The sequence below is a fragment of the Hydrogenophaga sp. IBVHS1 genome, assembly GCF_002127265.1.
Taxonomy (GTDB): domain Bacteria; phylum Pseudomonadota; class Gammaproteobacteria; order Burkholderiales; family Burkholderiaceae_C; genus Hydrogenophaga.
Genome location: NZ_NFUU01000002.1, coordinates 339,787 through 364,235, shown reverse-complemented (window position 1 = coordinate 364,235; position 24,449 = coordinate 339,787). Strand labels below are relative to the sequence as shown.

The 24,449-nt window shown below is 65.9% G+C and carries 19 protein-coding genes; 13 read left to right on the top strand and 6 right to left on the bottom strand.

The features are described 5' to 3' along the window. Positions 1-29: 29 nt before the first annotated feature. From CAP37_RS16450 to mdoH, 5 genes are all read left to right on the top strand, one after another. Entirely contained in the window at positions 30-1,442 is a 1,413-nt protein-coding gene (locus tag CAP37_RS16450; protein WP_086125305.1) for an ATP-binding protein, read from the top strand. Next, positions 1,436-2,125, top strand: coding sequence for a hypothetical protein (locus tag CAP37_RS16445; RefSeq protein WP_086125304.1), 690 nt, complete (start codon positions 1,436-1,438; stop codon positions 2,123-2,125). Before CAP37_RS16450 ends, CAP37_RS16445 begins: the two co-directional genes overlap by 7 nt. Before the next feature lie 14 nt (positions 2,126-2,139). Beyond that, positions 2,140-3,573, top strand: coding sequence for a sigma 54-interacting transcriptional regulator (locus tag CAP37_RS16440; RefSeq protein ID WP_086125303.1), 1,434 nt, complete (start codon positions 2,140-2,142; stop codon positions 3,571-3,573). Between the two features lie 242 nt (positions 3,574-3,815). Beyond that, positions 3,816-5,336, top strand: a complete 1,521-nt coding sequence (locus tag CAP37_RS16435; RefSeq protein WP_086125572.1) for a glucan biosynthesis protein G — start codon at positions 3,816-3,818, stop codon at positions 5,334-5,336. Next, positions 5,309-7,288 carry a glucans biosynthesis glucosyltransferase MdoH gene (mdoH, locus tag CAP37_RS16430; protein WP_086125302.1) on the top strand — a complete coding sequence of 660 codons (1,980 nt, stop codon included), beginning with the start codon at positions 5,309-5,311 and terminating at the stop codon, positions 7,286-7,288. The genes CAP37_RS16435 and mdoH overlap by 28 nt, the downstream gene beginning before the upstream one ends. Before the next feature lie 93 nt (positions 7,289-7,381). Here mdoH and CAP37_RS16425 read toward each other — a convergent pair whose 3' ends face one another. The 5 genes from CAP37_RS16425 to CAP37_RS16405 are packed head-to-tail and all read right to left on the bottom strand — an operon-like array spanning position 7,382 to position 12,362. After that, complete coding sequence (locus CAP37_RS16425; protein WP_086125301.1) at positions 7,382-8,293, bottom strand: EamA family transporter; 912 nt, start codon at positions 8,291-8,293, stop codon at positions 7,382-7,384. Next, on the bottom strand, positions 8,290-9,288 hold the full coding sequence (locus CAP37_RS16420; protein WP_086125300.1) for an SDR family oxidoreductase: 999 nt from the start codon (positions 9,286-9,288) through the stop codon (positions 8,290-8,292). Before CAP37_RS16420 ends, CAP37_RS16425 begins: the two co-directional genes overlap by 4 nt. Continuing rightward, positions 9,285-10,211 (bottom strand): bile acid:sodium symporter family protein, encoded by a 927-nt coding sequence (locus CAP37_RS16415; RefSeq protein WP_086125299.1) that lies wholly within the window; start codon positions 10,209-10,211, stop codon positions 9,285-9,287. The genes CAP37_RS16420 and CAP37_RS16415 overlap by 4 nt, the downstream gene beginning before the upstream one ends. Before the next feature lie 31 nt (positions 10,212-10,242). Next, complete coding sequence (locus CAP37_RS16410) at positions 10,243-11,550, bottom strand: NAD(P)/FAD-dependent oxidoreductase (RefSeq protein WP_086125298.1); 1,308 nt, start codon at positions 11,548-11,550, stop codon at positions 10,243-10,245. Further along, the gene (locus CAP37_RS16405) at positions 11,547-12,362 is read right to left on the bottom strand and encodes an SDR family oxidoreductase (RefSeq protein ID WP_086125297.1); all 816 of its coding nucleotides are present in this window, start codon (positions 12,360-12,362) and stop codon (positions 11,547-11,549) included. The genes CAP37_RS16410 and CAP37_RS16405 overlap by 4 nt, the downstream gene beginning before the upstream one ends. 92 nt (positions 12,363-12,454) lie before the next feature. Here CAP37_RS16405 and CAP37_RS16400 point away from each other — a divergent pair, with 92 nt between their 5' ends. Beyond that, positions 12,455-13,216 (top strand): IclR family transcriptional regulator, encoded by a 762-nt coding sequence (locus tag CAP37_RS16400; protein ID WP_086125296.1) that lies wholly within the window; start codon positions 12,455-12,457, stop codon positions 13,214-13,216. 42 nt (positions 13,217-13,258) lie between these two features. On the opposite strand, the gene ffh is transcribed toward CAP37_RS16400, so the two are convergent. Next, positions 13,259-14,629, bottom strand: coding sequence for a signal recognition particle protein (gene ffh, locus CAP37_RS16395; protein WP_086125295.1), 1,371 nt, complete (start codon positions 14,627-14,629; stop codon positions 13,259-13,261). Positions 14,630-14,782: 153 nt separating this feature from the next. Between ffh and CAP37_RS16390 the strand changes: the two genes are divergently transcribed. From CAP37_RS16390 to CAP37_RS16360, 7 genes are all read left to right on the top strand, one after another. Next, positions 14,783-15,583 carry an inner membrane protein YpjD gene (locus CAP37_RS16390; RefSeq protein WP_086125294.1) on the top strand — a complete coding sequence of 267 codons (801 nt, stop codon included), beginning with the start codon at positions 14,783-14,785 and terminating at the stop codon, positions 15,581-15,583. An 11-nt stretch (positions 15,584-15,594) separates the two neighbouring features. Next, a complete protein-coding gene (locus CAP37_RS16385) occupies positions 15,595-15,840 on the top strand; it encodes a PP0621 family protein (protein ID WP_086125293.1) in 246 nt (81 codons plus the stop codon). A 1-nt stretch (position 15,841) separates the two neighbouring features. Beyond that, positions 15,842-17,647 (top strand): PAS domain-containing sensor histidine kinase, encoded by a 1,806-nt coding sequence (locus CAP37_RS16380; protein WP_086125292.1) that lies wholly within the window; start codon positions 15,842-15,844, stop codon positions 17,645-17,647. Continuing rightward, positions 17,644-19,122, top strand: coding sequence for a sigma-54 dependent transcriptional regulator (locus CAP37_RS16375; RefSeq protein ID WP_086125291.1), 1,479 nt, complete (start codon positions 17,644-17,646; stop codon positions 19,120-19,122). The genes CAP37_RS16380 and CAP37_RS16375 overlap by 4 nt, the downstream gene beginning before the upstream one ends. Then, a complete protein-coding gene (ampD, locus tag CAP37_RS16370) occupies positions 19,112-19,726 on the top strand; it encodes a 1,6-anhydro-N-acetylmuramyl-L-alanine amidase AmpD (RefSeq protein ID WP_086125290.1) in 615 nt (204 codons plus the stop codon). Before CAP37_RS16375 ends, ampD begins: the two co-directional genes overlap by 11 nt. Positions 19,727-20,187: 461 nt before the next feature. Continuing rightward, positions 20,188-23,055 carry a ribonucleoside-diphosphate reductase subunit alpha gene (locus CAP37_RS16365; protein WP_256927047.1) on the top strand — a complete coding sequence of 956 codons (2,868 nt, stop codon included), beginning with the start codon at positions 20,188-20,190 and terminating at the stop codon, positions 23,053-23,055. A 142-nt stretch (positions 23,056-23,197) separates the two neighbouring features. After that, on the top strand, positions 23,198-24,385 hold the full coding sequence (locus tag CAP37_RS16360; RefSeq protein WP_086125288.1) for a ribonucleotide-diphosphate reductase subunit beta: 1,188 nt from the start codon (positions 23,198-23,200) through the stop codon (positions 24,383-24,385). Positions 24,386-24,449 lie beyond the last annotated feature (64 nt).

Below are 24,449 nucleotides of genomic sequence, written 5' to 3'. Positions count from 1 at the left end.
ATGATGCCCGCCTCCAAGAGGCTTGCGAGATGAAGCCCATGCGCTTTTCCTTCCAGCAGTTGCTGCTGGTGGCCTTCCTGCTGATCGGTGCGCTGCTCGGCGCAGCGGCCTTGCGCGCGCTGTTTTCGCTGGAGACGCTCATGGCGCAGAGCCGCGACAGCGCGGCACAGGCGATTGCGTTGTCCACCGCAGCGCAATCGCTTTCTGAACGCAGCCTGACCATGGAACGCGCGGCGCGGCAATCGCTGGTGCTGCGCGACAGTCAGTTGCGCCAGCGCTTCGACGAAGCCGCTGGCAATGCGCGCGACATCCTGCGCCGGCTCGAAGACAACGAGCTGCCCCCCGAGTTCGCCTACAACTGGCGCGAACGGCTGGGCGCCATCTCCGAGCTGCTCGACGGCCCACCCGAAACCGCGCTGGACCGCGAGCGCGAGGTGGCGCGCGTGTTTCGCGAGGTCGATGGCCACAGCGCATCGATTGCGCAGAAGGTGCAGTCGATCATCGGCGCGCGCAACGACGCGCTGCAGGCCCGCTTCGAGACCAGCCGCCAGGAACTCACCCAGCAGGTGGTGGGCTCAATCGGCGTCGCGGCCGTGATGGCGCTGGCCTTCGGCATCTGGCTGGCGCGCCCTTTCCAGCGGCTGGAGAAGGCCATTCAAGGCCTGGGCGAGAACCGGCTGGACGTGCCGATCGACATTCCCGGCCCGTCGGATGTGCGCCGCGTGAGCCAGCAGCTGGACTGGCTGCGCCTGCGCCTCACCGAACTCGATGCCGACAAGGCGCGGTTCCTGCGCCACGTGTCGCACGAGCTCAAGACACCGCTGGCGTCGATGCACGAGGGCGTGGCGGTGCTGGGTGATGGCGTGGCCGGCCCCCTCAACCCCAATCAGGCCGAGGTGGTGACGATCCTGCGGCACAACACGCAGCTGCTGCAGCACCAGATCGAGGCGTTGCTGCGATTCAACGCCGCCGCCTTTGAAGCGCGCCAGCTCAAGCGCGAGCGCACCGATCTGCTCGCGCTGGTGGAGGACCAGATCGACACGCAACGCCTGCAGTGGCAGGCCCAGGGTTTGCGCGTGCGCGTCGAGGGGGTGCCCGTGGTGTTGCCCATCGACCGCGAGAAGATCGCTTCTGCCGTGGGCAACCTGCTCTCCAACGCCATCCGCTTTTCACCCCAGGGTGGCGAGATCCGGTTGACGCTGGTTGAGCTGCCAGGACGCGCCTGTCTCGACATCATGGACCAGGGTCCGGGTGTGGCCGAGGCCGATCGCGACCGCATCTTCGAGCCGTTCTACCGCGGCGAACGCCAGCCGCAAGGCGCCCCGCGCGGTACCGGCATCGGCCTGTCCATCGTGCACGAGTACATTGTTGCCCACGGGGGTCGCATCGAATTGCTGCCCCGGCGCCAAGGCGCCCATATCCGTATCGAACTCCCATGCTGACCACCTCCCTCCGATTGAAATCGCCTCGCGCGGCGCGCACCGGCTTGCTCGCCGTTCTGGCCCTGGGCCTGGCCGCCTGCGGCACGGCGCCGGCCGCGCCACCAGCCGCAGGCACGCCGAGCGGCGTCACCCTCGCAACCCCTGCCCCGCCGCCGCCATTGACGGTCACGCCGCTGCAGCCCACACCGGTTCAACCTCCGGTGGTGCTGGACTCGGAAACGCCCCCGGTGCCCGATGTCATCACCGCCTTGCTCACCTACGCCGAACGCCTGCGCGTGCTCAGCCCGACCGACCTCGCTGCCGAGATCGTGGTGCAGGGTGACCCCGGCAATGTGCCGCTGCGCCAGATGCAGCTGGCGCTGGCACTCACGCACACGAATCAGGCGGCCGACACCGTGCGCGCACTCGCTCTGGTGCAGCGCGTGGTGGGGCACCCGGGGCCTGAGAGCGTGCCCTTCAAGCCACTCGCGCGCCTGCTGGCCGCGCGACTCACTGAACTGCGCCGCGTGGAAGAGATGAACGATCGGCAGGCGCAGCAACTGCGCGACAGCGCGCGCCGCATCGAACAACTCAACGAGCGCCTGGAAGCCATGCGCGCGATCGAGCGCAGTCTGAACTCCCGCCCGAGCGCGCCCCCGGCGGCACCCGCCTCGGCGCCGGGAGCGGCCCGGCCAGCACCCTGACCCACAGCATCCCGATGAACGCCGCCGTCACCACCACCGCCAGCTCCACGGGCTCACCGCGCGCGCGCGTGCTGGTGGTCGACGACGACGCAGACATGCTGCGCCTGCTGGCGATGCGGCTGGGCTCGGCCGGGTACCAGGTGACTTCGGTCGGCTCGGCCGAGGCCGCGCTGGCCCAGCTCGCGGTGGAACGCCCGCAACTCGTGCTGTCCGACGTGCGCCTGCCCGGCCGCGATGGCCTGTCGCTGTTCGACGAGATCCGCTCGCGCCACCCTTCACTGCCCGTGATCCTGCTCACCGCGCACGGCACCATTCCAGACGCGGTGGAGGCCACGGCCCGCGGCGTGTTCACCTACCTCACCAAGCCCTACGACGCCAAAGAGCTGCTGGAGAAAATCGCCCAGGCGCTGGCACTGGGCGCACCGGCCCACCAGAACACCCACATCGACGAAGCCTGGCGCAGCGACATCGTGAGCCGCTCCAACCGCATGGCCGACCTGCTGGCCGAGGCGCGCATGGTGGCGCAGAGCGACGCGAGCGTGCTGTTGCGTGGCGATTCGGGCACGGGCAAGGAGATGCTGGCGTGCGCCATCCACAAGGCCAGCGCGCGTGCGAACAAGCCCTTTGTGGCGGTGAACTGCGGCGCGATTCCCGAGGCGCTGCTCGAATCCGAACTGTTCGGCCACATGAAGGGCGCCTTTACCGACGCCGTGGCGAACCACAAGGGTCTGTTCCAGACGGCCGATGGCGGCACGCTGCTGCTCGACGAGATTGGTGACATGCCACCGGCGCTGCAGGTCAAGCTGTTGCGCGTGCTGCAGGAGCGCGCGGTGCGCCCGCTCGGTTCCAGCCAGTCGCTGCCGGTGAACGTGCGCATCATTTCGGCCACGCACCGGGATCTTGAAGAAGCCATGGCGACGGCGCAGTTCCGCGAGGACCTGTACTACCGCCTCAACGTGGTCACGCTCACCCTGCCCACGCTGGCCGAGCGCCGCGAAGACATCGCCTTGCTGGCCAACCACTTTCTGGCCAAGCTCGCCGCCAAGTACGGCAAGCGCAGCTCCGGCTTTGCACCCGAGGCCCTCAAGGCCCTGACCATGGCCGCCTGGCCGGGCAACGTGCGCCAGCTCTACAACGTGGTGGAGCAGGTGTGCGCCCTGTCCACCACGCCGCTGGTGTCGCTGGCGCTGGTGCAGCGCGCGCTGCGCACGCCTTCGGTGGAGGTGCTCAGCTTTGCCGATGCCAAGCAGCGCTTCGAGCGCGAGTACCTGGTGGACCTGCTCAAGATGACCGATGGCAACGTGGCCGACGCGGCCCGACTGGCGCAGCGCAACCGCACGGAGTTCTACCGCTTGCTGCAAAAACACGCCCTCACCCCGGGTTCGTTCAAGAGCGATGCACCGACGCTCCCCAACGGCGCTGGCAGCGATACTGTCGCCGATGAGTGACAGGCTCAAGCCCTTGTTTTAAAAGGCTTTTTCACCTTTTAAGCGCTGTGCTGTCGCCGAACGGCGACAAAAACGTGGTCTTTTGACCACTCGGGAATACCCTGAGCCCCGCCTCAGGCCAATTGCACACCGCAGACCGTTGATTCACAACGGGATTTTCAGGTTGGCACAGGGTTTGCCCTCTACAGGGCATGACCCGCCTTTTTTCACCGTTCCATCTTCTCCAGCGCGCACGCGGCTGGATGGTGCTGGGCGCGCTGCAGGCCTTGCTGCTCGGGGCGTCGGCACACGCTCAGACCTTTGATTTCGACAGCGTGAGCCGGCTGGCTCAAACCCGCGCCAGCGAACCGCACCGCCCAAACAGCGACAAGCTGCCGGCCGAGCTCGCCAACATCACATATGACCAGTTGCGCGACATCCGGTTCAAGCCGGCGCAGTCGGTCTGGCGTGCCGAGCAGTTGCCTTTTGAGGCCCAGTTCTTCCACCTCGGCCTGTACCAGACCGAGCCGGTGCGCATCCACGAAATCACGCCGCAGGGCACCGTGCGGCATCTGCCCTACCGGGGCGCCGACTTCGACTACGGCAAGAACACCTTTGATCCTGCGCCCTGGGGCGACCTGGGCCACGCGGGCTTTCGCCTGCACTACCCGCTCAACGGCAACGCCTACAAGGACGAACTGATCGTCTTTCAGGGCGCGAGTTACTTTCGCGCACTCGGCGCAGGCCAGCAATATGGTCTGTCAGCGCGCGGCCTGGCCATCGACACCGTCGGCGGCAGCGGCGAGGAATTTCCGCGCTTTTCCGAGTTCTGGATCCAGCGCCCGGCGGCCGGCGCCACCGAGGTGACCGTGCTGGCGCTGCTGGACTCTCCGCGCGCCACCGGCGCTTACCGCTTCGTGGTGCGCCCGGGCCAGCAGACCACCACCACGGTACACGCTCGCATCTTCCTTCGCGCGGGCGCCGGTCCCGTGAACACTCTGGGCATCGCGCCGCTCACCAGCATGTTTCTCTCGGGCGAGAACCAGCCCGCTGCGGGCGACTTCCGACCCGAGGTGCACGATTCCGACGGCCTGATGATGGTCAGCGGCGAAGGTGAGTGGATGTGGCGGCCGCTGCAGCGCCCGAAGGGGATCGCCGTCAGTTCGTTTGTCATGCAGAACCCGCGCGGTTTTGGCCTCATGCAGCGCGACCGCAGCTTCGCCAGCTACGAAGACGTGGAAGCGCGCTATGAGCGTCGCCCGAGCGCGTGGATCAAGCCGCTGGGCAACTGGGGCGCCGGCCGGGTGGAACTGGTGCAGCTGCCCACGCCCGACGAGACACACGACAACATCGTGGCTTACTGGGTGCCCAGCGCCTTGCCCGCACCAGGCCAGCCGCTGGAAGTGGCTTACGAAATGGCCTGGCAGGGCGATGCCCAGCAGCGCCCACCGTCGAGCTGGGTCACGCAGACGCGGCGCGGCTACGGCTTCACGCGCCTCACTGCAGCAGAACAGATCAAGCAGCCGCAGTACGTGCTCGATTTCACCGGGCCCGCGCTGGACGCGTTGCCCGCCGACGCGCCCGTGCGTGCCGTGGTCACCGCCAACGCCAACGGCCGCGTGATCGAAGCCCTGGCTTACCCCAATCCCGCCACGCGCTCCTGGCGCGTGAGCCTGCGCGTTGAGCGCATCGATGCGACTCAGCCCGTCGAGCTGCGCGCCTACCTCCAACACTCCAACGACACCGTGAGCGAAACATGGACACATCTGCTGCTACCCGAGTGAGCGTCAACGCCCACCTGCGCGAAGAGCGCCATCCGAACTCGGTCACCGCGCCGCCGATCAACCGTGGCTCCATGGTGCCCCGCCCCTGGCGCGGTTTCTGGAACAGCATCGGCACCGCGTTGCTGAGCACGGCGAGCCGCGCCTTGCCCCCTTACAACCGGGACGCTGCAGCTGCCGAAGCGGCCGAACCGACCATGGCCTGGCAACGCGCAGCCAACCGCCGCCGCGCGGTGTTCGCGCTGCTCACGGTGTTGAGCACCGCGTTTGCCACCAGCCTGTTTGCCGATGCACAACCCGTGCACCCCAACCCCTGGCTGCAATACGGGCAGCTCGCGCTGTTCGCCCTGCTCTCGGCCTGGGTGGTCACCGGTTTCGTCACCGCGCTCATGGGCTTCTGGGTCTCGCTGCGTGGCGACGCCCACACCCTCTCGGCAGCTTCCGTGCGCAACGATCCGATGAACCCGGATGCACGCACCGCGATCATCATGCCGATCTGCAACGAGGACGTGCCCACGGTGTTCGCCGGCCTGCGTGCCACCTGCGAATCGCTGGCTGCCACCGGCCACGCACGCCAGTTCGACGTGTTCGTGCTCTCCGACAGCTACGACCCGGCCATTGCAGCGGCTGAAAAATCGGCTTGGGAAGACCTGCGCGCCGCGCTGGCCGCCCAGCCGGATCTGCCGCAGATCGAGGTGTACTACCGCCTGCGCACCCGCCGCAGCCACCGCAAGGCCGGCAACGTGGCCGACTTCTGCCGCCGCTGGGGCAACGACTACCGCTACATGGTGGTGCTCGACGCCGACAGTGTCATGAGCGGCAGCTGCATCGTGTCCATGGTGAAGCTGATGGAAGCCAACCCCCAGGCCGGCATCGTGCAGACCGCCACGCAAGCCATTGGCCACGCCACGCTGCACGCTCGCGCGCAGCAGTTCGGCTCGCGCGTGACCGGTCGCCTGTTCACGCTGGGCATGCAATTCTGGCAGCTCGGCGAATCGCATTACTGGGGCCACAACGCCATCATCCGCGTCGAACCGTTCATGAAACATTGCGCGCTGGCGCCCATCAAGGGCACGGGCGGCATGTCCGGCGGCATCATGTCGCACGACTTCGTGGAAGCCGCGCTGATGCGCCGTGCCGGCTACCACGTGTGGCTGGTGTCCGACCTGACCGGCAGCTACGAGCAGCAGCCGCCCGATCTGCTGAGCGAGCTGCAACGCGACCGCCGCTGGTGCCAGGGCAACCTGCAAAACTCGCGCCTGATGGCCGAGCCCGGCATTCACCGCGTGCACCGCACCATGTTCGCCATTGGCGCCATGTCGTACATCTCCGCCCCACTGTGGCTGGCGTTCCTGAGCTTCGGCACCGCGCTGTGGGTGTCGGACGCGGGCATGGCCACGTTCTGGCAGGCGCTGCCGGACGAGCTTCGCGCGCTGTGGGCCTGGACCTTGTCCATGCTGTTCCTGCCGCGCGTGCTGGGTCTGCTGGCGGTGTTCATGAAGCGCGAGCAGAAGTCCTTTGGCGGCACCGCAGCGCTGCTGGGCAGCTCGGTGGTGGAAACCGTGCTGGCACTGCTGCAAGCCCCCATCCGCATGCTGGCGCATTCGCTGTTCGTGCTGGTGGCCATCACGGGCATCAAGCTGGAATGGAAGTCGCCCCCGCGTGAAGCCAATGGCGTGAGCTGGCGCGATGCCCTGACGAGTCTGGCCCCGATGTCGCTCGTGATCGGCCTGCTGGGTCTGGGCGTGACCGCCATCAACCCGATGGCCCTGATCTGGCTCGCACCTGTCGCCCTGCCGCTGCTGCTGGCCGTGCCGCTCACCGTGGCCACCAGCCATGTGGACCTGGGTGCGTGGATGCGCTCGCGGGGTGTGCTACTGATTCCTGAGGAATCCTGGTCGCCTGCGGTGTTGCGCCGCGCCTGGCGGCATGCCAGCCGGTTTGCGCTGACTTGAAGCACCCCCCGCGTCGCCTTCGGCGCCACCCCCCTCAAGGGGGGCGACACCTTGGGCCGGCGGAGCCGGACCCTTGGTGTCACTGGACGGGCGTTACCTCTTGCCGAACCTGGCCATCAACACACTCCCCAGTTGATTCACCACCAGACCCATCAGCACCAGCCCGGTACCCAGCCACTGCTGCGGCAACGGCAACTCGCCGAAGAACACCCACGCCGCCCACAAGCCCACCACGGGCACCAGCAGTGAAAACGGCGTAACACGCCCGGCCGGGTGGCGCTTGAGCAGGCGCGTCCACAGGCTGTAGGCCAGCAGCGTGGCGAACCAGGCCAGGAACAGCACCACGAGCATGGAGCGCCAGGTCAAGCCCGCCACCTGAAGCCACACGAGCTGCGGACCATCCATCCAGACCGCCAGCAAGAGGAACGGCGCAATGGGGAACAGGCTGCTCCAGACAATGAAGGGCAAGGGGTCGTAGTCGGCCACGCGGTTCGCCAGGCGCGCCACCAGGTTCGACACCGCCCACATGAAGGCCGCCGACAATGTGAGCACGAAACCGGCCAGCGTCATTTGCCCGGGCCCGTCGCCATGCGCGGTGGCGATCAGCAGCAAACCCGCCAGCGCCACACCCAACCCCAGCCACTGCGCGCCCCTTGCGCGCTCGCCCAGCACCGGCACCGCGAGCAGCAGCGTGAAGAACGCCTGCGTCTGCATCACCACCGAAGCCATGCCCGCCGTCATGCCCAGCTTCAAGCCGAGAAACAGAAACCCGAACTGACCCAGCCCCTGCGCCAGGCCATAGCCGATCACATACCTCCACGGCAGGTTGGGAAACTTCACGAACAAAAGAAAGGGCAGCGCGGCCAGCGCAAAACGCATGGCGCCGAGCAGCATGGGGCCCACATCCTGCAGGCCCACCTTCATCACCACGAAGTTCAGGCCCCAGATCACCACCACGCCCAGCGCGCGCAGCAGATCACCACGGGACAACGGCAACACCGTCATGCGGGCGCCTTCACCGGGCGGCCTTGCGCCTCGCGCGCGGCCACGAACGCCTCGAACGCTTCGGCGCTGGTCTTGCGCGGCGTGTAGCCAAAGCGTTCTTTCAAAGCGGTGTTGAGCAGCACCGGGCGGTAGCGCAAAAAGTCGAGTTGCTCGGGACCGTAGCGTGTAAGCCCCAGCGCCGAGCCCACGCGCAACCCCGTGCGCAGCAGGCCGGCAGGCAGCACGCGCGGCTTTTTGTTCAGCCGGCGTGCAATCTCCAGCAAAGTGAGCGCGCCATCGCCCGCGAGGTTGTAGCAACCCGGCTCGGCGTGGCCGCTCAAGGCGTGCACGATGGCACCGGTCACGTCTTCGTCCCACACAAAAACGAACGGGCTGTCGCTGCCGGCAATCGCCAGAATGCGGGGCTTTTCAAACAGCGCGGTGATCTGGTTGTCCACCCGCTCGCCCAGGATGGTGCCGATGCGCAGCACGGTCTGGCGCAGGCCGGGGCGGCTCGCGCGCGTCTGCGCCAGCATCTCTTCGACCAGGCGCTTGTGGTGCGCATAGGCGAACACCTTGTTGCCGCGCAGCGGGTGCGATTCGGTGAGCCAGGGCGGGTTGTCGGCGTGGTAGCCATACGCGGCGCCGCTGGACGAAACCACCAGATGCGCCACGCCATGGGCCAGGCAGGCCGCGATCACGTTTTGCGTGCCGCCCACATCCACCGAGTGTTCGAACTCGCGGTTCGAGCCCTTGCCGGGCGTGACGATGGAAGCCAGGTGCACCACGGTATCGATGGCGTGGCGCGCCACGGTGTCGGCCAGGGCGGCGTCACGCACATCCTGCGCCACGTAGAGCACACCCGGCAGGCGGCGCTCGGAAGGCACCTCGCGCACATCCATCGCCACCACCTGCTCGATGGGCGACCGCTGCGCCAATGCCGTGATGAGGCCGCGCCCGAGAAAACCATCGGCGCCCGTGACCAGCACGCGCCGGGCCGCTTGGCCCGTTGTCATGGTTTTGACGCGGCGGGAATGCCGCCCTTCAAAGGCCGTTTTGCCCACCAGCCCGCCAGGATCAGGCCGGCGATGATGTCCCAGAAACCCCAGACGCCGGCGACCACGGCCATGCCGCCCAGGCCACCAAAGAAACTGAAGATGATGACCAGCCCCAGGCCCGCATTGCGGATGCCGACCTCGATGGACAGCGCACGCCGGTCGTAGTCCGGCAGGCCGGCGGCCCGCGCGATGACATAGCCGGTGCCGAAAGCCAACGCGTCGTGGATCACCACCGCCAGCAGCACCAGGCCGACGTAATCCAGGAAGTAACGCCAGTTGCCCGCGATGGCACCGACGATGAAAGCGATGAGCGCGAGGAAGCTCAGGATGCGCACCGGCTTCTTGAAGCGCAGCGTCCAGTTCGGGAACCGGTGCGAACACCACAGGCCGAGCACGAAAGGCACGCCGATGATGAGCAGGATGTGGCCGAACATCTCCAGCGGATCGAGCGCAATCGTCTTGAGCAGCGGCGCGGCAGTGGGGTGCATGCCGCCCCAGAACGCGAAGTTCAGCGGCATCGCCACAATGGCGATGGCATTGGACACCGCCGTCATGGACACGCTGAGCGCCACGTTGCCATTGGCCCGGTGCGTGAGGATGTTGCTCACGTTGCCCGGCGGGCAGCAGGCCACCAGGATCATGCCCAGCGCGATGCTGGGGCCCGGCTGCAGCACCAGCGTGAGCACAAACGTGATGGCCGGCAGCGCGATGAACTGCGCCACGATGCCCACGGTGAACGCCACCGGCATGCGCATGACGCGGCGGAAATCGTCGATGCGCGTGTCCAGCGCAATGCCGAACATGAGGAACGCCAGCACACCATTGAGCACAGCGAGCGAGGCCGGGTTGAAGTTCAACCGTATTTCATCGACGGGCAGCATGCGTGGTCTCCTGTTGTGTTCTTGTGTGGGCTCAGCGCTGGGCGGCAACCGCCTCGCGCACCGCCTTGCGGTAGGCGTCCTTGTTGACGTAATAGGCCATGCGCTCGAGCTGCAGGTATCTGTAGCCGCCCGAAAGATCCGGCGGCGGCCCGGCTTTGGCGGCTTTCAACGCGGCCGCGCTCGCCTTCCCTTCGTCCAGCCCCTTGAAGAAGCGCGCCACCAGTTCAGCCTGTTCGTAGCGGCCCTGCCAGCCCAGGCCACTGGCCTCCACCATGCCGAGCACGGCCAGGCGGTCGAATCGCGGCGCGAAGATGTTGAGGTAGAGCGAGGGAGCCATGCCCTTCCAGTTCAGCAGCGCATGGTCGAGGAAGGGGTAGTGCAGCTTGTAACCCGTGGCCGCGAGGATGAGGTCGTACTCGCCCTGAGTGCCGTCCTTGAAGTGCACGGTGTGACCATCGAGCCGGGCGATGTCAGCGCGCACGCCCACGTCGCCATGGCCGATGTGGTACAGGATGAGCGAGTTCACCACGGGGTGCGATTCGTACATCTTGTAGGCCGGCTTGGGGAAGCCAAAGCGCACCGGGTCGCCGGTGAACCACTTCAATACCGTGCTGTCGATTTTCTGCTTGAGCCACGGCGGCAACGTGATCTTGCCGCCGACCGAATCAGCCGGTTTGCCGAACACGTACTTGGGCACGAAGTAGTAGCCACGGCGCACCGAGATGTCCACGCTGCGCGCCTGGTGCACCGCGTCCACCGCAATGTCGCAGCCCGAGTTGCCCGCGCCCACGATAAGCACCCGCTTGTACTTGAACAGGTCAGCGTGCTTGTAGGCCGAGGTGTGCAGCAACTCGCCCGCGAAGCGACCCTCGAAGCTCGGCATGTTGGGTTCGGCCAGCGTGCCGTTGGCCACCACCACACCTTTGTAGTCGTCCACTTGCTGTTGCCCGTCAGCGGCTTCGGTCGTCACGCGCCAGAGCGTGTCTGGCGCATCGCTCACCGGCTCCACCTTCAGCACACGGGTGCCGAAGCGGTAGTGCTCGCGCAACTTGAAGTGCTCGGCGAAGGCGCTGAAGTAATCGAGCAGTTCGCGGTGGCTCGGGTAATCGGCCACCCGCTCGCCCATGGGAAATTCACTGAACTCAGTCATGCGTTTGCTGGAGATCAGATGCGCCGAGGCGTACACCGTGGAGCGAGGGTTGTGAATGTTCCACAGGCCACCCACGTCGGTGTGGGCTTCGAAACCCTGAAACGGAATGCCGTGCTTCTGCAGGCAGCGTGCGCCAGCGAGACCCGAAGGCCCGGCGCCGATGAGAGCGATCTGTTCGGTGGTGTTCATGGTTTGCGGATGCCGGGAATTTCGGTCGCGCCAGCTTCGCCCACACGCGGTTTGCGCGGTTGGCCCAGCAGAATGTGATCGTGCAGCCGCGCCGGCAGCATGCCCAGCAGGCGCGAGAGCCAGCCGATGCGACGCGGCAGCACGATGTGTTCGGTGCCAGCCGCCACACCGGCCAGCAGGCGGCGCGCGGCCTCATCGGGTTCGAGCAGGCCGGGCATGGCGAAGCGGTTGCCGGCGGTGAGCGCGGTGCGCAGGTAGCCGGGGCTGATGGTGTGCACCGTGAGCGCGGTGGGCCGAAGCTCGGCACGCAGGCTCTGCAGGTACGCAATGAGCCCGGCCTTGCTCGCGCAGTAGGCGCCATTGCCCGGCATGCCGCGCCAGCCCGCGAGGCTGGCCACACCCACGAGCGCACCGCTTCGGCCGCTGGCGCGCATGGGTTCCAGAAAGGGCTGGAAGGTGGTGGCCACGCCGAGCAGGTTGATCTCCAGCATGCGGCGCATCACCGCCAGGTCGCTCGCCTGCGCCGTATCGAAGCCCCCGGCCACGCCGGCGTTCGCAATCACCAGATCGGGCACACCGAAGCGGCCCATGAAGTCGGCGGCCATGGCCTGCATGGCGCTGGCATCGGACACGTCGGGCAGGTAGATGGCGCAGCGATCCGGCGCCAATGAGGCCAGGGCATTCAGCGCCGGCCGTTGAAGACCCACCAGCGCCACGCGCGCGCCACCGGTGATGAGCGCGCGCGCCAGCGCCTGCCCCAGGCCACCACAGGCACCGGTCACCACCGCGTTGTGAAAACTCGAAACTGGCAAAACCCCATGCCTCCAGAACCTTGTGCCCGCAATGTAGTGGGGCCTAGAATTCGTCTCGAAATAATTTACCGATTCGTCTCACTTTTCGAGATATGAGCACCGAACCCGACAACAGCCCTGGCCTGCGCCTTCTTGAATTGCTGGACCAGCTGGCCCGCCAGAGCAAGCCCATGGCGTTGCCCGAAGTGGTGGCGCTGACGGGCTGGCCCAAGCCCACGGTACACCGCATGCTGGCACAACTCGAGGGCGGTGGCTGGCTGGTGCGCGAGCCCGACGGCAGGCGCTACGCGATGGCCTCGCGCCTGCTGCGCCTCGCCGAATCGGTGCTCTCCAACAGCACCCAGCAAGGTGTGCGGCACGCGGTGTTGCGCCAGCTGGTGAGCGAAGTGGGCGAGAGCTGCAACCTCACCGCCCTGTCGGGTGCCGAGGTGGTTTACCTCGACCGCGTGGAGGCGGCATTTCCGTTGCGGCTGGAGCTTCGCCCGGGCACGCGGGTGCCTGCACACTGCTCTGCCAGCGGCAAACTCTTTCTCGCCTGGATGACCACGCGCCAGCGCCGCGCCCTGCTCGACGGCCTCACGCTCACCCGCTACACCGCCCATACGCTGACCGAGCGCAAGGCGCTTGAATCAGAACTCGATGCGATCCGCCGCGATGGCTATTCGGTGGACGCAGAAGAGTTTGTCGAAGGCCTGGTGTGTGTGGCGGTTCCGGTGTTTGCACCGGGTCACCGCAAAGTGCGCTGCGCACTGGCCCTGCAGGCGCCGGCCGCGCGGATGACGCTGGTGCAGGCGCGCTTGCAGTTGCCGCGTCTGCAGGTGGCTGCGCAGGCGCTTGCCCGTACCTTGGGTTGAAGTATTCGCCGGAGATTCCGGCAAGCAAACGCAAACCGGGCTTCACCCCATCCCAGGCAGTTTGGGCATGCCCTTCATGCCCCCCATGCGCTTCATCATCTTCATCATCCCGCCGCCCTTCATCTTCTTCATCATGTCCTGCATCTGCTCGAACTCCTTGAGCAGACGGTTCACCTCCTGAACCTGCACACCCGCGCCGGCAGCAATGCGGCGCTTGCGCGTGGCCTTGATGATCTCGGGCTTGCGGCGCTCCTTCAGCGTCATGCTGCAGATGATCCCTTCCTTGCGCTTGATGTCCTTCTCGGCGCGGCCCATGTCCACCTGACTCGCCTTCGCCGCCATCGCGCTCGGCAGCTTGTCCATGAAGCTGGAGAGCCCGCCCATCTGCTTCATCTGGCGAATCTGGTCCAGGAAGTCGTTGAGGTCAAAGCCCTCACCGCTCTTCACCTTCGCCGCCAGTTTCTGCGCCGCGGCCACGTCCACACCCGCCGTGACCTGCTCCACCAGCGCCAGGATGTCGCCCATGCCCAGCACGCGCTGCGCATGGCGCTCGGCGTCGAACACCTCCAGCCCGTCGAGCTTCTCGGACACACCAGCGAATTTGATGGGCGCACCCGTCACTTGCCGCACCGACAGCGCCGCACCACCGCGCGAGTCGCCATCGAGCTTGGTGAGGATGATGCCGGTCAGCGGCAGGGCGTCCTTGAACGCCTTGGCGGTGTTGATGGCGTCCTGGCCCTGCATGGCGTCCACGACGAACAGCGTCTCCACCGGGTTCAGCACCGCGTGCAGTTCCTGGATTTCGCGCATCAGGGCTTCGTCGATCGCGAGGCGCCCGGCCGTGTCGACCAGCAACACATCGAAGTAGTGCTTGCGCGCGTAGTCGAGGGCGGCGCGTGCGATGTCGACCGGCTTCTGGTCGGGCGTGCTCGGAAACCACTCGGCGCCGGCCTGCGCCGTCACGGTCTTGAGCTGCTCGATGGCCGCCGGGCGGTAGACGTCGCCAGAAACAGTGAGCACCTTCTTCTTGCGCTTTTCGATCAGGTGCTTGGCCAGCTTGGCCGTGGTGGTGGTCTTGCCCGCGCCTTGCAGGCCCGCCATGAGGATCACCGCTGGTGGCTGCGCCGCGAGGTTGATGTCGGCCACGCCATTGCCCATGGTGGCCGCGAGCTCGCGGTTGACAATGCCCACCAGCGCCTGCCCGGGCGTGAGCGAGCCCACCACCTCCTGGCCCAGCGCCTTCTCTTTGACCCGGGCGATGAAGTCGCGCACCACGGGCAGCGCCACGTCGGCCTCCAGCAGGGCCATGCGCACTTCGCGCAACATGTCGGTGACATTGCTTTCGGTGATGCGGGCCTGGCCGCGCATTTCCTTGACGATGCGTGAGAGACGATCTGATAGGGCTGAGGCCATGCTGCGCTCGGGTTGGACAAGGGAAATTGCCGCGGCGCCCGCGGCGCGCGGGCCGGCCAGCGGCCGGATTGGCCAGCGGGTCGGCGCGGCCAGGGCGCACAAGGCCCGTTAAACTGTGCGGATGATTTTAGAGCCTGATCAAAGTAACCCTGGATGAGCCTCTTGCCCGCGCTCGCGTCCAACCTGCCGGCCACTGTGTTGTCCGGTACAGCGGCGCTGGCCTATGCCGGCCTGGCCTTGGCCCACCCCCGCATGTCTGCGCCACAAAGCCGGGCGTTGCTGGGTCTGGCCTGGCTGCTGCATCTGGTGGTGCTGGTGCTGGGGCTGTTTGAACAGCCCGCGCGCTTTGGCTTTGCACCCGCCCTTTCCGTCACGGCCTGGCTGGTGCTCACCGTCTACCTCGTCGAGAGTCGCCTGTTCCCGCAACTGCGCGCCCGCTGGACGCTGGCGGTGCTGGGCACGGTGGTGGTGCTGCTCGCCCTGGTGTTTCCCGGTTCACCCTACCCGGCGCTGCGCTCGAACTGGCTGCCACTTCACTGGGCTCTGGGCATCGCCTCTTATGGCCTGATTGCTGCGGCGGTCGTGCATGCGTGGTTGATGCAACGCGCCGAACGCGCCATGCGCCTGGGCACCACCGCAGAATCTTCCATGCCCTTGCTCACGCTCGAGCGCCTCACCTTCCGCTTCGTGGCGGCTGGGTTTGCGCTGCTCAGCGCCACGCTGCTGGCAGGCTGGTATTTCTCCGAAAGCCTCAACCACCGCTGGGTCTGGGATCACAAGTCCACCTTTTCGGTGCTCTCCTGGCTCACCATGGGCGTGCTGCTGTGGGGCCGCTGGCAACTGGGCTGGCGTGGTCGCGTGGCGGTGCGCACGCTGTATCTGGGCGCCGGATTCCTGCTGCTGGGCTACGTCGGCTCGCGGTTTGTGCTTGAAGTGCTGCTGAACCGCAGCTAGGGCCGTCTCCCATGAAATACCTGCTCGTCCTGGCCGTCGTGCTGTTCGCCTTCTATATATGGCGCAACAACCGCCAGACCGACCGGAGCGACGCAGCCGCCCCCAAGGCACCTCCCGGGAAACCGAATCCGCCGGCCATCATGGTGGCTTGCCTCGAATGCGGCACCCATCTGCCCGACACCGATTCGGTGCGGGGCCGCCAGGGGGCGTACTGCAGCATCGAGCACCAGCGTCAACACGAAGGCGCCGCGCACTGACATGGCCAGGGAAAACAGCTCGCAGTTCGCCCCTTCGTGGTATTCCGCCTTCGAGGGCACCACCACGCAGAGCCGCGAGCAGCGCATGCGCGCTTTCGTGCGCCTGTGGCGCGCCTTCATGCGGGCGCGTGTGTTCATCGCCGCTGTGCTGCTGGCGCTGCAGGTGGTCGTGGTGGTCACCAAGACCGGTGGCCCGGACTGGCTGGTGCTGTTGTGCGCGCTGCATCTGTGCGCCAGCCTCGCGGTGCTTTACTTCTGGCGCCCGGTGGAACAAGGCAAGCCCATGAAGGTGCAATGGCTGGTGACCATTGGCGTCGATGTGGTGGTGTTCGCGCTGTTGCAGTTCTTCCAGGTCGGCGGCATCAACTACACGGCGCTGTTCGCGCTGCCCGTGCTGCTGGCCTCCATCCTGGGCCCGCTGTTGCTGGCGCTGGCCACAGCCGCCAGCGTCACGCTGTATTTGCTGGGCGAGGCGTGGGTGAGCGCGCCCTTGCTGAGCGATGTGTCCACGGCGCGTTTTCTGCAAACCGGCCTGACGGGCACGGGTTTCTTTCTGGTCGCGGTGCTGGCCAACCAGCTCGCGCTGCGGCTGGCGCGCGAGGAAGCACTGGCCGCCAGCAGCCAGGCGGCAGCCCGCACGCAAGCTCAGGTCAACGAACTGGTGATCGAAAGCCTGAGCGTGGGCGTGCTGGTGGTGGACCCGCACGGCGTGGTGCGCAATGCCAACCCGGCCGCGCAGGCGATGCTGCTGGGTGAAGTGTCGGCCGAGCCCGCCAAGTTGCTGCTGTCCGCCCGCTCCAGCTGGCACCACCTGGCCGCGCTGGTGCATGAAACCTTCGCCTCGGGCCAGTCGCTCGAAGCCGAAACCACCATCGACAACGAGGAACGCCCGAGCCAGCGCCTGCACGCGCGCACCAAACTCACGGCGCAAGGTGGTCGGCGCTCTGGCCTGTGCGTGCTGTTCCTGGAAGACCTGCGCGAGGTCGAGGCACGTGTGCGCACCGAGAAGCTCGCCTCCATGGGGCGCATGTCCGCCGCTGTGGCGCACGAGATTCGCAACCCGCTCTCGGCGATCTCGCAGGCCAATGCCTTGCTGGACGAGGAAGTGCGCGAGCCGGGACAGAAACGCCTGACCAGCATGATTGAGCAGAACGCGCAACGCCTCTCGCGCATCGTCGATGACATTCTGAACGTGGCGCGGGCCCAGCCCAGCCAGGGTGTGGGCGCGGCCACCTCACTGCCGCTGGACCAGATGGTGCGCCAGATCACGCACGAATGGGCGCGGCAGAACCAGGCCCAGCGCACCCTGGGTGTGCACGCGCACGCGCCCGCATCGCACGTGGGCTTCGATCCCGAACACCTTCGCCGCCTGCTCGTGAACCTGCTGGACAACGCCATCCGCCACGCCAGCGGCAAGCCTTCGTCCATCCGGCTGATCACGCAACCCAGTGGCAGCGACCACATCCGCATGTCGGTCTGGAGCGATGGCCAGCCGCTGGAGGCGAGCGTGATGCGCCACCTGTTTGAACCCTTCTTCTCGTCCGAGAGCCGCTCCAGCGGGCTGGGGCTCTACATCTGCCGCGAGCTGTGCGAACGCTATGGCGCACAGATCGCCTACCAGCGCACGCGCCTGGACCAGCGCGAAGGCAACGAGTTCTACGTGCTCATGCCGTCCTCCGTGCAATCCTCTGCAGGCCAGCAGCCGGTGCAGCAGAGTCTGTCGTACCCCGTGATCGATTCGCTGGCCACGCGCTCCGGCACGCAAGGCAGCACACTCTCGGGCGATCCCCCTCTGGCGACCCGATGACCGCCACCTCTCCCGCCTCGGTGCTGGTCGTCGACGATGAACCCGACCTGCGCACCCTGTACGAACTCACTCTGCTGCGCGAAGGCCATGCGGTGGTCGCCGCGCCCGACCTGACGCAGGCGCGCGAATGGCTGGCGCAGCGGCGCTTCGACGTGCTGATCACCGACATGCGCCTGCCCGACGGCCTGGGCCTGGAGCTGCTGCGCGAACTCGGTGAGCAACAACGCAGCGAAAAATGCATCGTGATCACCGCTTACGGGTCGGCCGAGAACGCGGTGGAAGCGCTCAAGTCGGGCGCCTTCGACTACCTCACGAAGCCGGTCGACCTCAAACAGTTGCGCGGCGCCGTCAGCGCGGCGGTGCAAAGCCAGCGGCCCGTGCCAGGCTCCGCCGCCACCACAACCCCCAACGGCGAACCCACGCGCAAGGTTTCGCCTCCCCCCAGCGGCGTGCAGTCGCTCAACCGCATCGTCGGCCATTCGCCCAGCATCGTGCAGATCAAGGGCCGCATCGAGAAGGTGTCGACCAGCATGGCGCCGGTGCTCATTCTGGGCGAATCGGGCACCGGCAAGGAGTTGGTGGCCCGCGCCGTGCACGACTGCAGCCACCCCAGCAGCGGCCCTTTCGTCGCCGTCAACTGCGGCGCCATCCCTGAAAATCTCATTGAGGCCGAGTTCTTCGGCGCGCGCAAGGGCGCCTACACCGGCGCCACGCAAGACCGCGAGGGTTACTTCCAGGCGGCCAAGGGGGGCACCCTGTTTCTCGACGAAATCGGCGACCTGCCGCTGGCCATGCAGGCCAAGCTGTTGCGGGTGATCCAGGAGCGGCGCGTGCGATCGCTCGGTGGCGTTCAGGAAGAGACGGTGGACGTGCGGCTGGTCAGCGCCACCCACCGTGACCTCACCGCGCTGGTTCAGATCGGCCAGTTTCGCCAGGACCTGTTCTACCGGCTCAATGTGATCGAACTGCGCACGCCCGCGCTGCGCGAGCGCCGCGAAGATCTGGCCAGCCTCGTGGGCGCGCTGCTCACCCGCCTGTGCGCCGAATCTGCGCAGAACGTGCCCGCGCTGTCACCGCGCGCACTTGCCTGGCTGCAAGCCCGGGACCTGCCAGGCAACGTGCGCGAGCTTGAAAACCTGTTGCAACGCGCGCTCGCCCTCAGCAGCGGCGAGACCCTGGAGCCCGAGGATTTCGGTGATGTCGACGACCGATCCGAGGTGCCCACACAGCCCGACCAGTTGCCCGAACCCAGCGCACCCATCGCGGTGGCATCCCGCCCCCCGGAGCAGATCCCCGCCGACCTGCAGGCGTACCTGGACGAGCAAGAGCGCCAGGTGCTGCTCAAGGCTTTGCGCGAATGCGATTTCAACCGCACGGCGGCGGCGGCGCGCCTGGGCTTGAACCTGCGGCAGATCCGCTACCGCATCCAGCGGCTGGGCATCGCCATGCCCACTGCGGACGACGATGCAGCCTGAGGAGGCGACCCCATCCTGGCGCGGTGGCTGGCTGTTAAGCGCTCGCCACAGCCCGTCACCCAACCACGGTGCACGCCCGGACGGCGCTCACATCGACCTCGTCGTCATCCATTCGATCAGCCTGCCACCCGGCGAGTACGGCGGCCCCGAAGTGGAACACCTGTTCACCAATGTCTTGAACTGGCAGGCACATCCCTACTTCGAGCAGATCAGGGGCATGGAGGTGTCGGCCCATTTCTTCATTCGACGCGATGGCGAGCTGGTGCAGTTCGTCGATGTCGAAGCCCGTGCGTGGCACGCGGGCGCTTCGCACTGGCAGGGTCGCGACAACCGCAACGATGACTCGATCGGCATCGAGCTTGAAGGCCTGGAGGGCGACACCTTCGAACCAGCCCAGTACCAGAGCCTGGTCAGCCTGTGCACCGAACTGGCACGCCGCTACCCGGTGGCGCACATCGCGGGCCATGAACACATTGCACCGCAACGCAAGCAGGACCCGGGGCCGGGGTTCGAGTGGGCCCGTCTTCGCCGGGAACTCGGTTGGGTGTCTGCGTGTTTTCCCGAGTCTGCGTTGAGCGACGAACGGGCCACGCCGCAAGCATGAGCAACCCCGCGAAGCGGCCTGGCGAGAGAGCCACGCAACGGCGCGGCATGCGGCGACAAATCGGCCGGAATGGCGCGCCCCGACTGCGTCTGAAAAATCAACGTCAGCAACGATCAGCGCTTCCCGCCGGCCCTCTGCACACGGCCCACCAGGCCGACGGTTTCGTCGGCGCACTTCTCCCGGTGGTATTTAAGAAACACTACCTGTAGTGGCTTGAATGGGGGCGGCACACCATATATAGTGTGCGCTGTGAGTTTCGGAACCATCCCCGTCCAGCAACGACACCGTCTGAACACTGGCATTCAGGCGGCTCTCGTCGAGCCTCTGCGCACCCTGCCCTGACGACGGCACCCGACCCGCAACCATCCCTGACGCCGAGCACCAGGCGCAGTCACCACACAACAAATGAAAGAGGAAACATGCTGACCGCTTCTCCCGTTCACACCCCCGCACAAGCCCAGATGAAGTCCACTGCCGGCATGACTGGCGCGGCTTCTCCTACAGCGAGCAGCTCGGTTTTCGCCCACTACCAGATCATCCGGCGCAACGGCGCTGTGGTGCCTTTCGAGCCCAGCAAGATCGCCGTGGCCATGATGAAAGCCTTCCTGGCCGTGCACGGCACGCAAGGTGCGGCCTCGGCCAGCGTGCGGGAAACGGTGGATGAACTCACCCAGAACGTGGCCCGCGCGCTGATGCGTTCGCGTCCCGGCGGCGGTACCTTCCATATAGAAGACGTGCAGGACCAGGTCGAGCTGGGCCTCATGCGCAGCGGTCACCACGAGGTGGCCCGGGCTTACGTGCTCTACCGTGAGCGCCGTACCCAGGAACGCGCACACCAGGCCGTGGCCGCCCAGCCAGCCGAACCCATCCTGCACGTGATCGACGGCGGCGAGCGCGTGCCGCTGGACCTGCAGCGCCTGCAAGGTTTGATCGAAGACGCCTGCAAGGGCCTGGGCAAAGACGTGAAGGCCGACCCCATCGTGGCCGAGACCAAGCGCAACCTGTACGACGGCGTGCCGATCGAGGAGGTTTACAAGGCGTCCATCCTGGCCGCGCGCACGCTGATTGAAAAAGACCCGGACTACACCTACGCCACGGCCCGCCTGCTGCTGCACACCATCGTCAAGGAAGTGATGGGCGAGGAAGTGCCTTCCACCGAAATGGGCGGGCGCTACGCCGAGTACTTCCCGACCTTCATCAAGAAGGGTGTCGACAACGACCTGCTGGACGAAAAACTGCTGCAGTTCGATCTGGCTCGCCTCGGCGCTGCGCTCAAGCCCGAGCGCGATCTTCAGTTCGACTACCTCGGCCTGCAGACGCTGTACGACCGCTACTTCCTGCACGTGCGCAAGACCCGCATCGAGCTGCCCCAGTCGTTCTTCATGCGCGTGGCCATGGGCCTGTCGCTGGGCGAGATCGACCGCGAAGCCCGCGCCATCGAGTTCTACGAAGTGCTGTCCTCGTTCGACTTCATGTCGTCCACACCCACCCTTTTCAATGCCGGTACGCTGCGCTCGCAGCTTTCCAGCTGCTACCTGACCACCGTACCCGATGACCTCGACGGCATCTACGAGTCCATCAAGGAAAACGCGCTGCTCTCCAAGTTCGCGGGTGGCCTGGGCAACGACTGGACGCGCGTGCGCGCCCTCGGCAGCCACATCAAGGGCACCAACGGCGAATCGCAAGGCGTCGTGCCTTTCCTGAAAGTGGTCAACGACACGGCTGTGGCCGTGAACCAGGGCGGCAAGCGCAAGGGCGCCGTCTGCACCTACCTGGAAACCTGGCATCTGGACATTGAAGAGTTCCTGGAACTGCGCAAGAACACCGGCGACGACCGCCGCCGCACCCACGACATGAACACGGCGAACTGGATTCCCGACCTGTTCATGAAGCGCGTGATGGAAAAAGGCGAATGGAGCCTGTTCTCGCCCAACAACGTGCCCGATCTGCACGACCTTTTTGGTGCAGACTTCGAGAAGGCCTATGTGGCCTACGAAGAAAAAGCCGCGCGCGGCGAGATCAAGCCTTACCGCAAGGTGCCCGCCAGCGACCTGTGGCGCAAGATGCTCTCGATGCTGTTCGAGACCGGCCACCCCTGGATCACCTTCAAGGACGCCTGCAACGTGCGCAGCCCGCAACAGCACACCGGCGTGGTCCACAGCTCCAACCTGTGCACCGAGATCACGCTCAACACCAGCGACACCGAAACCGCCGTGTGCAACCTGGGCTCGGTCAACCTGCTCAACCACATCAAGCGCACCGACGACGGCACCAAGGTGCTCGACCACGACAAGCTGCAGGTCACCATCAAGACCGCCATGCGCATGCTCGACAACGTGATCGACATCAACTACTACGCCGTGAAGAAGGCGCGCGACTCCAACATGCGCCACCGCCCGGTGGGTCTGGGTGTCATGGGCTTCCAGGACGCGCTCTACGAACTGCGCATTCCTTATGCATCCAACGACGCGGTGGAGTTTGCCGACCGCTCCATGGAAGCCGTCTGCTACTACGCTTACTGGGCGTCCACCGAACTCGCCCGCGAGCGCGGCCGCTATGCCAGCTACCGCGGTTCGCTTTGGGACAAGGGCATTCTTCCCTCCGACACGCTGGACCTGCTGGCCCGCGAACGCGGCGGCTATGTGGACGTGGACCGCTCCAGCACGCTGGACTGGGATGCGCTGCGCAAGAAGATCGCCGCCGACGGCATGCGCAACTCCAATTGCGTGGCCATCGCGCCCACCGCGACCATCTCCAACATCATCGGTGTGGACGCCTCCATCGAGCCCTGCTTCGGCAACCTCTCGGTGAAGTCCAACCTGTCGGGCGAGTTCACGGTCATCAACAGCTACCTGGTGAAAGACCTCAAGCGCCTGGGTCTGTGGGACGACGTGATGGTCATGGACCTCAAACACTTCGATGGCTCGCTGCGTCCCATCGACCGCGTGCCGCAAGAAGTGAAGGCGCTGTACGCCACGGCCTTCGAAGTGGAACCGCTGTGGCTGGTGGAAGCAGCAGCGCGCCGCCAGAAGTGGATCGACCAGGCGCAGAGCCTGAACATCTACATGGCGGGTGCATCGGGCAAGAAGCTCGACGACACCTACAAGCTCGCGTGGTTGCGCGGTCTGAAGACCACGTACTACCTGCGCACCACCTCTGCCACTCAGGTCGAAAAATCGACCGGTCGCACTGGTCAGCTCAACGCTGTGTCACTCAGTCCCGCTGTCGCGCAAGCTGCACCGATGAGCGCACCGACGATCGACGCAGAGCCCGCGACCGACATCAAGTTCTGCGCCATCGACGACCCCGGATGCGAGGCTTGCCAGTGATGCGTGTGTGCGTTGACGCACGTCGATGCGATCCGATGCGGGTCGCATTCGATGCAACACCGCAACACAAATTGCGCTCAACGCACATGATCACTTTGCATTTCAAGCAGACACTTTGATAATCCGAGCATTGGACAAATCTATGTTGACCTGGGACGACCAAATCACGCCCTCATCGAAGCCAGCGATCAGCCCACTGCCCTCCGGCATGTCGGGACTGCAAGCCTCACTGTCCAGTGAGCGCGCTCCCATCTTCTCCGCTTCGATTCCGACCGCTACCGCACCCAAGGCCGCCGCAACGACCGCGCCTGCACGCCGCATCAATGTGGCCGACAAGCGCATCATCAACGGCCAGACCGACGTCAACCAGCTGGTCCCCTTCAAGTACAAGTGGGCTTGGGAAAAATACCTCGCCACCTGCGCCAATCACTGGATGCCGCAGGAAGTGAACATGAGCCGCGACATCGCGCTCTGGAAAGATCCCAACGGCTTGACCGAAGACGAGCGCCGCATCGTCAAGCGCAACCTGGGCTTCTTCGTCACGGCCGATTCGCTGGCCGCCAACAACATCGTGCTGGGCACCTACCGCCACATCACTGCGCCCGAGTGCCGCCAGTTCCTGCTTCGTCAGGCATTCGAAGAAGCGATCCACACACACGCCTACCAGTACATCGTGGAGTCGCTCGGCCTGGACGAAGCCGAGATCTTCAACGCCTACAACGAAGTTCAGTCCATTCGCGACAAGGACGAGTTCCTGATCCCCTTCATCGAGGCGATCATGGACCCCCACTTCCACACCGGCACACCCGAGACCGACCAGCGCCTCCTGAAGAGCCTGATCGTCTTCGCCTGCCTGATGGAAGGTCTGTTCTTCTACGTTGGCTTCACGCAGATCCTGGCGCTGGGTCGCCAGAACAAGATGACCGGTGCCGCCGAGCAGTACCAGTACATCCTGCGCGACGAGTCCATGCACTGCAACTTCGGCATCGATCTGATCAACGCGATCAAGATGGAAAACCCGATGCTGTGGACCAGCGAATTCAAGGCCGAGATCAAGGAACTGTTTCTGAAGGCCGTTGAACTCGAGTACCGATACGCCGAAGACACCATGCCGCGCGGCGTGCTCGGCCTCAATGCCTCGATGTTCAAGGGCTATCTGCGCTACATCGCCAATCGGCGCGCCACGCAGATCGGCCTGGAGCCGATGTTCCCCAATGAAGAGAACCCGTTCCCCTGGATGAGCGAGATGATCGATCTCAAGAAGGAACGCAATTTCTTTGAAACTCGCGTCATCGAATACCAGTCCGGCGGGGCACTTTCCTGGGATTGATGCCACACCACAGCCGGGGCTGCATTGCCCGTAAAAACCTGAAATTGAAATGTATTTTGAACAT